Origin of the sequence: Kitasatospora sp. NPDC059648 (assembly GCF_042734825.1) — a bacterium.
In the GTDB taxonomy this organism is placed as follows: Bacteria; Actinomycetota; Actinomycetes; order Streptomycetales; family Streptomycetaceae; genus Kitasatospora.
In genome coordinates this window covers 1-7,458 of the sequence record NZ_JBHWDU010000165.1, presented here as the reverse complement: position 1 = coordinate 7,458, position 7,458 = coordinate 1, and the positions used below count along the sequence as shown (strand labels likewise).

General features: G+C 72.6%; 9 protein-coding genes and 1 riboswitch. Of the genes, 7 read left to right on the top strand and 2 right to left on the bottom strand.

Annotated elements, in window-relative coordinates:
- The coding region (locus ACFV1W_RS39565) for an AAA family ATPase (protein ID WP_380422308.1) at nucleotides 1-650 on the top strand (650 nt) is incomplete at its 5' end.
- 78 nt (nucleotides 651-728) lie between these two features.
- A complete protein-coding gene (locus ACFV1W_RS39560; protein WP_380422307.1) occupies nucleotides 729-1,538 on the top strand; it encodes an Fpg/Nei family DNA glycosylase in 810 nt (269 codons plus the stop codon).
- Nucleotides 1,539-1,621: 83 nt separating this feature from the next.
- Here ACFV1W_RS39560 and ACFV1W_RS39555 read toward each other — a convergent pair whose 3' ends face one another.
- On the bottom strand, nucleotides 1,622-2,005 hold the full coding sequence (locus ACFV1W_RS39555) for an ArsR/SmtB family transcription factor (protein ID WP_380422305.1): 384 nt from the start codon (nucleotides 2,003-2,005) through the stop codon (nucleotides 1,622-1,624).
- Between the two features lie 81 nt (nucleotides 2,006-2,086).
- A riboswitch (cobalamin riboswitch) is annotated at nucleotides 2,087-2,281 on the top strand.
- A gap of 31 nt (nucleotides 2,282-2,312) precedes the next feature.
- Between ACFV1W_RS39555 and ACFV1W_RS39550 the strand changes: the two genes are divergently transcribed.
- On the top strand, nucleotides 2,313-3,428 hold the full coding sequence (locus tag ACFV1W_RS39550) for a HoxN/HupN/NixA family nickel/cobalt transporter (RefSeq protein WP_380422304.1): 1,116 nt from the start codon (nucleotides 2,313-2,315) through the stop codon (nucleotides 3,426-3,428).
- A gap of 3 nt (nucleotides 3,429-3,431) precedes the next feature.
- Here the strand turns inward: ACFV1W_RS39550 and ACFV1W_RS39545 are convergent, their stop codons facing one another.
- Nucleotides 3,432-4,283: an EamA family transporter gene (locus ACFV1W_RS39545; RefSeq protein ID WP_380422303.1), complete on the bottom strand. Its 852-nt coding sequence runs from the start codon at nucleotides 4,281-4,283 to the stop codon at nucleotides 3,432-3,434.
- A gap of 178 nt (nucleotides 4,284-4,461) precedes the next feature.
- On the opposite strand from ACFV1W_RS39545, the gene ACFV1W_RS39540 reads away from it, so the two are divergent.
- The 4 genes from ACFV1W_RS39540 to nusB all read left to right on the top strand — a co-directional run bounded on the left by ACFV1W_RS39540 (nucleotide 4,462) and on the right by nusB (nucleotide 7,306).
- The gene (locus ACFV1W_RS39540) at nucleotides 4,462-5,034 is read left to right on the top strand and encodes a helix-turn-helix domain-containing protein (RefSeq protein WP_380422301.1); all 573 of its coding nucleotides are present in this window, start codon (nucleotides 4,462-4,464) and stop codon (nucleotides 5,032-5,034) included.
- Nucleotides 5,035-5,116: 82 nt separating this feature from the next.
- Complete coding sequence (locus ACFV1W_RS39535) at nucleotides 5,117-6,223, top strand: aminopeptidase P family protein (RefSeq protein WP_380422299.1); 1,107 nt, start codon at nucleotides 5,117-5,119, stop codon at nucleotides 6,221-6,223.
- 77 nt (nucleotides 6,224-6,300) lie between these two features.
- Entirely contained in the window at nucleotides 6,301-6,864 is a 564-nt protein-coding gene (efp, locus tag ACFV1W_RS39530; protein WP_380422298.1) for an elongation factor P, read from the top strand.
- Between the two features lie 4 nt (nucleotides 6,865-6,868).
- Entirely contained in the window at nucleotides 6,869-7,306 is a 438-nt protein-coding gene (gene nusB, locus ACFV1W_RS39525) for a transcription antitermination factor NusB (RefSeq protein ID WP_030290257.1), read from the top strand.
- The last annotated feature ends 152 nt before the right edge of the window (nucleotides 7,307-7,458 follow it).

Genomic DNA, 7,458 nt, shown 5'->3' with positions numbered 1-7,458 from the left:
CGCCCGTACCGGCCGGCGGTACCGGGCACTTCGTGCTGCCCGCCGGCACGCCCGTCCAGCTTCCCGCCCACCCGCCGCAGCGGCACGCGCCCGCGGGGCCGATCGCCGTCCTGCTGATCGGCCCGGCCGGTGCGGGCAAGACCACCGTCGCCCGGTACTGGGCCGAGCGCCGGGCCACCCCGACCGCGCACATCAGTCTGGACGACGTCCGGGAGTGGGTGCAGTCGGGCTTCGCCAACCCGCAGTCCGGCTGGAACAACGCCTCCGAGGCCCAGTACCGGCTGGCCCGCCGCACCTGCGGCTTCGCCTGCCGCAACTACCTGGCCAACGGCATCTCCTGCATCATCGACGACGCCGTCTTCCCGGACCGCCCGGCGATCGGCCTCGGCGGCTGGAAGAGGCACATCGGCCCGGGCATGATCCCGGTCGTGCTGCTGCCCAGCCTGGACTCGGTGCTGCGCCGCAACGCCCGCCGCAGCGGGACCAGGCGGCTCGGCGACGAGGAGGTGGCGCGCATCCACGGGCGGATGGCCGGCTGGTACAACTCCGGGCTGCCGATCATCGACAACTCCTACCTGGACGTCGCCGGTACGGCGGCCGAGCTGGACCGCGTCATCCTGGCCCGGCTGATGGGGATGCCGGTCCGCTGACCTGCGGACCTTCGACCTGTCGGTGGCGGCTGCGATGATGGAGCGGTCCCGCCAGAACCACCCGGGGAGCTGACGCCCGTGCCGGAAGGCCACATCATCCACCGCCTCGCCGGCCAGAACCGCCGGGCCTTCGGCGGCCGTCCGGTGCGGGTGTCCAGCCCGCAGGGCCGCTTCGCCGACGAGGCCAAGGCGATCGACGGGCAGCTGCTCACGGGCGCGGAGGCCACCGGCAAGCACCTCTTCCTCGGCTTCGAGGAGGGCGCCTGGGTGCACATCCACCTCGGCCTCTACGGCGGCTTCGGCTTCGGCGCCGGCCCCGCCCCCGAGCCCGTCGGCCTGGTCCGGCTGCGGCTGGCCAACGACGACGGCTACGCCGACCTGCGCGGCCCCAACACCTGCGCCCTGGTCACCGACGCCGAGAAGGCCGCCGTCGCCGCGCGCCTCGGCCCCGACCCGCTGCGCGCCGACGCCGACCCGGAGGCCGCCTGGCGCCGGATATCCGGCAGCCGGACCACGGTCGCCGCGCTGCTGATGGACCAGAAGGTGCTGGCCGGGGTGGGCAACGTCTACCGCGCCGAGGTGCTGTTCCGCCACCACGTCAACCCGCACCGGGCCGGCCGTGACCTGACCCGCGCCGAGTGGGACGCGATCTGGGCCGACCTGGTCGCCCTGATGCGGGAGGGCGTCGCCGCCGGCCGGATCGACACCGTCCGTCCCGAGCACACCCCCGAGGCGATGGGCCGCCCGCCCCGGGTGGACGACCACGGCGGCGAGGTGTACGTCTACCGCCGCGCCGCGATGCCCTGCCTGGTGTGCGGCACCGAGGTGCGGACGGAGGAGCACGCGGCGCGCAACCTGTTCTGGTGTCCCACCTGCCAGGCGGCCTGAGGCGGAGTCAGCCCCGGCGGCCGGCCCACGCCGTGGACAGGGCCCGGGCTGGTCGCAGGGAGCGGACGGGTGGACGGTCCCGGTCAGCCCGCGGCCGCGGTCGGCTCCTCGTGCTCGGCGGCGGCGCACTCGTCGAGGAGGGGGCGCATGCCGTCGTCCACGAGCCGGTAGCGCACCACGCGTCCGTCCTTGTCGCCGGTGACCACTCCCGCGGTGCGGAGCAGGCGCAGGGCCTGGGAGACGGCGGGGTCGCGCATGCCGGTGGCCACGGCCAGGTCGCTGACGGCGAGCGGGCCGGCCCGGTGGAGGGCGAGCAGCAGGGCGAGCCGGCCGGGGTCGGCGAGCAGGGAGAACCGCTCGGCCCAGGAGCGGACGTGCCCGGTGTCACCGATGGCGGCGATGGCTTCGCAGACCCGGTGCCCGTCGATGGTGCGGTGGCCCGCGCGGTCGGCCGGTACGAGATGCATGCGGACATTCTGGCAGCTCACGACCTGTGATCCTGGACACCTGCACAGGTGCGCAACCTTGCGAGGGTGAGGTCCTGCCCCTACGGTGTTCCCCGCCGTGGTGCTCGGGAATACCGGTGACGGACCATCAACAGGTCCCAGTCCGGAGCGGCCCTCGCCACTGTGATCGGGGGAGAGTTGTCCGGACCCACGTGCCACTGGGCGCCTCGTGCGCCTGGGAAGGCGGGCCCGGAAGCCCCGTAAGCCAGGAGACCGGCCACGGCATCTCACGAAGTCTTTCCACGAGGTGCTGGAGCGTGATCCGAAGATGACCCTGCCCGAAACCGCCACTCCCGCCGAGGCGGCCCCCTCCGTCCTCCCCGCCTTCCGGTGGAAGCGCGAGGACACCATCCGTACCGCCGGGTTGATGGGGGTGATCCTGGCCATGCACGTGGTGGCGTTCGGGACGCTCGTCTTCCTGGTCGCCCCGCACAACTACGCCGTCGGCACCCAGGTCTTCGGGGTCGGCCTCGGCATCACGGCGTACACCCTGGGCATGCGGCACGCCTTCGACGCCGACCACATCGCGGTGATCGACAACACCACCCGCAAGCTGATGGCGGACGGCAAGCGGCCGGTCTCGGTCGGCTTCTGGTTCGCGCTCGGCCACTCCTCGATGGTGGTCCTGATGGCCGCCCTGGTGGCGGGCGGGGCCCAGCTGGCGAACACCCTGATGGACGACGACTCGACCACCCACAAGTGGCTCGGGCTGGTCGGCACCACGGCCTCCGGCGCCTTCCTCTACCTGATCGGCGCGCTCAACCTGGCGGCGCTGCTCGGGATCCTCAAGGTGTTCCGCTCGATGCGCGCCGGGAGGTACGACGAGGCGGAGCTGGAGCAGCACCTCGACTCGCGCGGCTTCATGGCCCGGATCCTGAACCGGGCGACCCGCTCGATCACCCGGCCCGGGCAGATGTTCCCGGTCGGCATGGTGCTGGGCCTGGGCTTCGACACCGCGACGGAGGTGACGCTGATGGTGATGGCCGGTTCGGGCGCGGCGGCCGGGCTGCCCTGGTACGGGATCGTCTGCCTGCCGCTGCTGTTCGCGGCTGGGATGAGCCTGTTCGACACCCTGGACGGGACGTTCATGAACTTCGCGTACCAGTGGGCCTTCTCCAACCCGGTGCGCAAGGTGTACTACAACCTGACCATCACCGGGCTGTCGATCGCGGTGGCCTTCATCATCGGCACCATCGAGCTGGTCGGCGTGCTGCACGAGAAGCTCGACCTGACCGACCCGGTGACCGGATTCATCGCGGACATCTCGCTGGACAACGTCGGCTACGCGATCGCGGGGCTGTTCGTGGTGGTCTGGGCGATCGCCATCGCGTACTGGAAGCTGGCCGGCCTGGAGAAGCGCTGGACGCCCACCGGGCAGGGATAGCGGTCACGCCGCGGCGAGCAGCAGGGTGCCCGCGACGGCGAGCCCGGCGCCGACCACCTGGACCGGGCGCAGCCGCTCCTTGAGCACCCCGCGTGCCATCAGCGCGGTGACCACGGGGTAGAGCGAGGCGAGTACGGCGGCCACCGCCGCCGAGCCGCCGTGCGAGGCCAGCGCGTAGGTGGCGTTGCCGGCCACGTCGACCAGGCCGACGCCGGTGAGCAGGGGCAGCCGGGAGCGCAGCTCCGGCAGCAGTCCGGAGGTGTCGGTTCCGCGCGGGCCGATCAGCAGCGCGCCCCCGCCGACGAGGACGTTGACCAGCCGCTGGACGCACAGCACGAGCAGCAGTCCGCCGCCGGCCGAGGCCTGCGAGAGGAGGGACATGGTGGCGCCGAAGCCGAACGCGGCGGCCAGGGTGAGCAGCAGGGCCGTGCGGGCGGCGGACGGCCCGCCGCGTTCGGGCCCGCCGGCCAGCACCACGCCGGCCACCGCCACCGCGATCCCGGCCAGCTGGCCGAGGCCGGGGCGCTCGCCGAGCGCGAGTCCGACGCCGACCGGCACCACGACGCCGACGGTGGCCAGCGGGGACACCACACCCATCGGGCCGAGCGCGAGCGCCCGGTAGAAGGCGAGCATCGCGAACGGGCCGATCACCCCGGCGGCGACGGCGTACCAGAGCGCGGGGGAGGCGTCGGCCCAGCCACCGGTGGCCAGGACCGCGAGGAGCAGGACGACGGTGGCCGCGGCCTGGGAGACGACCACGACGGCGAGCGCGGGCAGCCGGCGGGTGAGGACGCCGCCGCCGAAGTCGCCCAGGCCGGTGAGCAGGCTGGCGGAGAGGGCGAGCAGGACGGTCACGGCAGGATCTCGCGGATCGGGGCCCCGGGGACCGGGGACAGGCTGGAGGACAGCACAATGCACTCCGAAGTACAGTCGGATGGACTCGTTGCTGGAACGGCAGCGTAGTGCACTGAACTGAACTCGGCCGAACAATATTCTGTACGTCTCGTACGGTGGACACCGGAGGACTGCCCGCGTGCCGGACCCCGACCTCGTCTCCCGGGCCCTCGCCCGGAACGTCAAGCGGCTGCGCACCGAGCGCGGCCACACCCTGGACGCCCTCGCCGCCCGCTCCGGGGTGAGCCGCGGGATGATCGTCCAGATCGAACAGGGCCGCACCAACCCCAGCGTGGCCACCGTGGTCCGGATCGGCGACGCCCTCGGCGTCTCGATCGCCACGCTGCTCGACTACGAGGAGGGCCCGGACGTCCGGATCGTGCCCGGCGACCAGGCCGTCCCGCTCTGGACCGGGCCGCACGGCGGCACCGGCACCCTGCTGCACGGGATCGAGGCGCCCGGGCCACTGGAGCTGTGGGACTGGCGGATGGCGCCGGGCGAGGAGTACCCGGCCGAGCCGCACCCCACCGGAACGGTGGAGATCCTGCGGGTCCTCGCGGGCGAGCTGACCCTGGTGCACGGCGAGCGGGTGCACACGGTGCCGGCCGGCAGCACGGTCTCCTTCGACGCCTCCCACGTGCACGTCTACCGCAACGCGGGCGAGCGGGAACTGCGGCTCACCATGGTGGTGTCGGTCCCTCCGCCGCGCTGATCCGGAACGTCCCCGGGGGCGTTCGGCGCTCTTCGCGGGCGCTCGGCGGGCGCTTCGGGCCGGGGGTTCGTAGGCTCGACGCATGGTGGATGCGTACGCGGGGCGGCGGGAGCGGGTGAGGGCGCACTGCGGTGCGGCCGGGGCCGATGCGGCGCTGGTCACCCGGGCGGCGAACGTGCGGTACCTGACGGGCTGCGCGCCCTGCGGGGCGACGCTGCTGCTGACCCGGGAGCGGGCGCTGCTGTCGCTGCCGGACGACCTGCCGCCGGACGACTCGGGGGAGCACCTGATCGACGCGGAGGTCACCCAGGTGCCGGTGCCGGCCGGGGCGGACACCGCGCTGGCCGCGGCGGCCGCGGCCGGGCGGCTCGGCGTGCGGAACCTCGCGGTGGAGGAGCACGACCTGACCGTCACCCGGCACCGGGCGGTGGCGGGCCTGGTGGAGGGGGCCCGGCTGGGGGACCTCGGCCAGGGGGTGGAGCGGCTGCGGGTCGTGAAGGACGAGCACGAGATCGCCGACCTGCGGATCGCCGCCGAGATCGCCGACCAGGCGCTCGGCGAGCTGCTGGAGTCGATCCTGGTCGGCCGCACCGAACGGCACCTGGCGATGGAGCTGGAGCGCCGGATGATCGACCACGGCGCCGACCGGGCGGCCTTCCCGGTGTCGGTGGGCACCGGAAGCCACTCCGGCCAGCCCGCCCACCAGCCGACCGACCGCCGGGTGGAGGAGGGCGACTTCCTCACCGTGGTGATGGGTGCCCAGTACCGCGGCTACCGGGTCTCGACCGCCCGGACCTTCGTGATCGGCGCCGCTCCCGCGCCCTGGCAGGTCGAGCTGCACCGGCTGGTCTTCCGCGCCCAGCGGGCCGGCCGGGAGGCGCTCGGACCGGGCGTCGAGCAGTGCGTGCCCGACCGGGTGGCCCGGCAGGTCCTGGAGGCGGCCGGCCACACGGAGGCCTCGCCGCGCCCGGTCGGCCACGGCATCGGGCTGGAGATCCGGGAGGCGCCGCGCCTCGGCCCGTCGGACATGGGTAAACTGGACAGCCGCGTACCGGTCACCGTCGGTCCGGGGGTCCACCTCCCGGGCAGGGGCGGGGTCCGGATCGAGGACACGCTCGTCGTGCGCCCCCTCGAAGAGGGCGGGCCCGAGCTGCTCACCATCACCACCAAGGAGCTCCTCGCCCTGTGACGGCGGCCCCGGAGGCCGTCGACTGCAGGACGCGACCCTTGGTTCCTTGACAGCTATATCCAGGAGTAAGTGCGCCCGTGGCTTCCACGAACGATCTCAAGAACGGCATGGTCCTCAAGCTGGAGGGCGGCAAGCTCTGGTCCGTCGTCGAGTTCCAGCACGTCAAGCCCGGCAAGGGCCCGGCCTTCGTGCGTACGAAGCTCAAGGAGGTCCTGACGGGCAAGGTCGTCGACAAGACCTTCAACGCCGGTACCAAGGTCGAGACCGCCAACGTCGACAAGCGCGGGATGCAGTTCTCGTACAAGGACGGCGAGAACTTCGTGTTCATGGACATGGACACCTACGACCAGATCACGGTCGAGCCGGCCGTCGTCGGCGACGCCAAGAACTACCTGCTGGAGGGCTTCGAGGCCCTGGTCGCCACCAACGAGGGCGCGGTGCTCTACATCGAGCTGCCGGCCGCCGTCGAGCTGGTGATCGCCGAGACCGAGCCGGGCGTCCAGGGCGACCGCTCGACCGGTGGCACCAAGCCGGCCACGCTGGAGACCGGCGCCGAGATCCAGGTGCCGCTCTTCATCACCACCGGTGAGAAGGTCAAGGTCGACACCCGCGACGGCAGCTACCTCGGCCGGGTGAAGTAAGTCCGTGTCGGCCGCACGTAGCAAGGCCCGTACCCGGGCCTTCCAGATCCTCTTCGAGGCCGACCACCGCGGGGTCGACCCGCAGCAGGTCCTCGCCGACTGGGTGGCCCGCGCCCGCGAGCCGAAGCCCGACGAGGGCACCCCCCAGGTCGGCGAGTACACGATGGAGCTCATCGAGGGGTACGTCCAGCACGCCCGTCGCATCGACGACCTCATCGAACAGTACGCGGTGGGCTGGACCCTCGACCGGATGCCGATCGTGGACCGCAACGTCCTGCGGCTCGGCGCCTACGAGCTGATCTGGGAGGACGGCGTCCCGGACGCGGTCGTCCTGGACGAAGCCGTCGAGATCGCCAAGGAGTTCTCCACGGACGACTCCCCGGCCTTCGTCAACGGCATGCTCGCCCGCTTCCTGGAGCTGAAGCCGAGCATCCGCCGGTGACGGTGACGCCCTGCGCAATGGCCGTCGGATCCGAGATCTCGGATCCGACGGCCATTCCGCGTTTGACAGGGCAGGGGGAGGGCTGTGTCTTATAAACAAATGACGCTGCCGACGAAAGTATAAGTTTAGTTATGGGGGGTGGGCGGGGGATG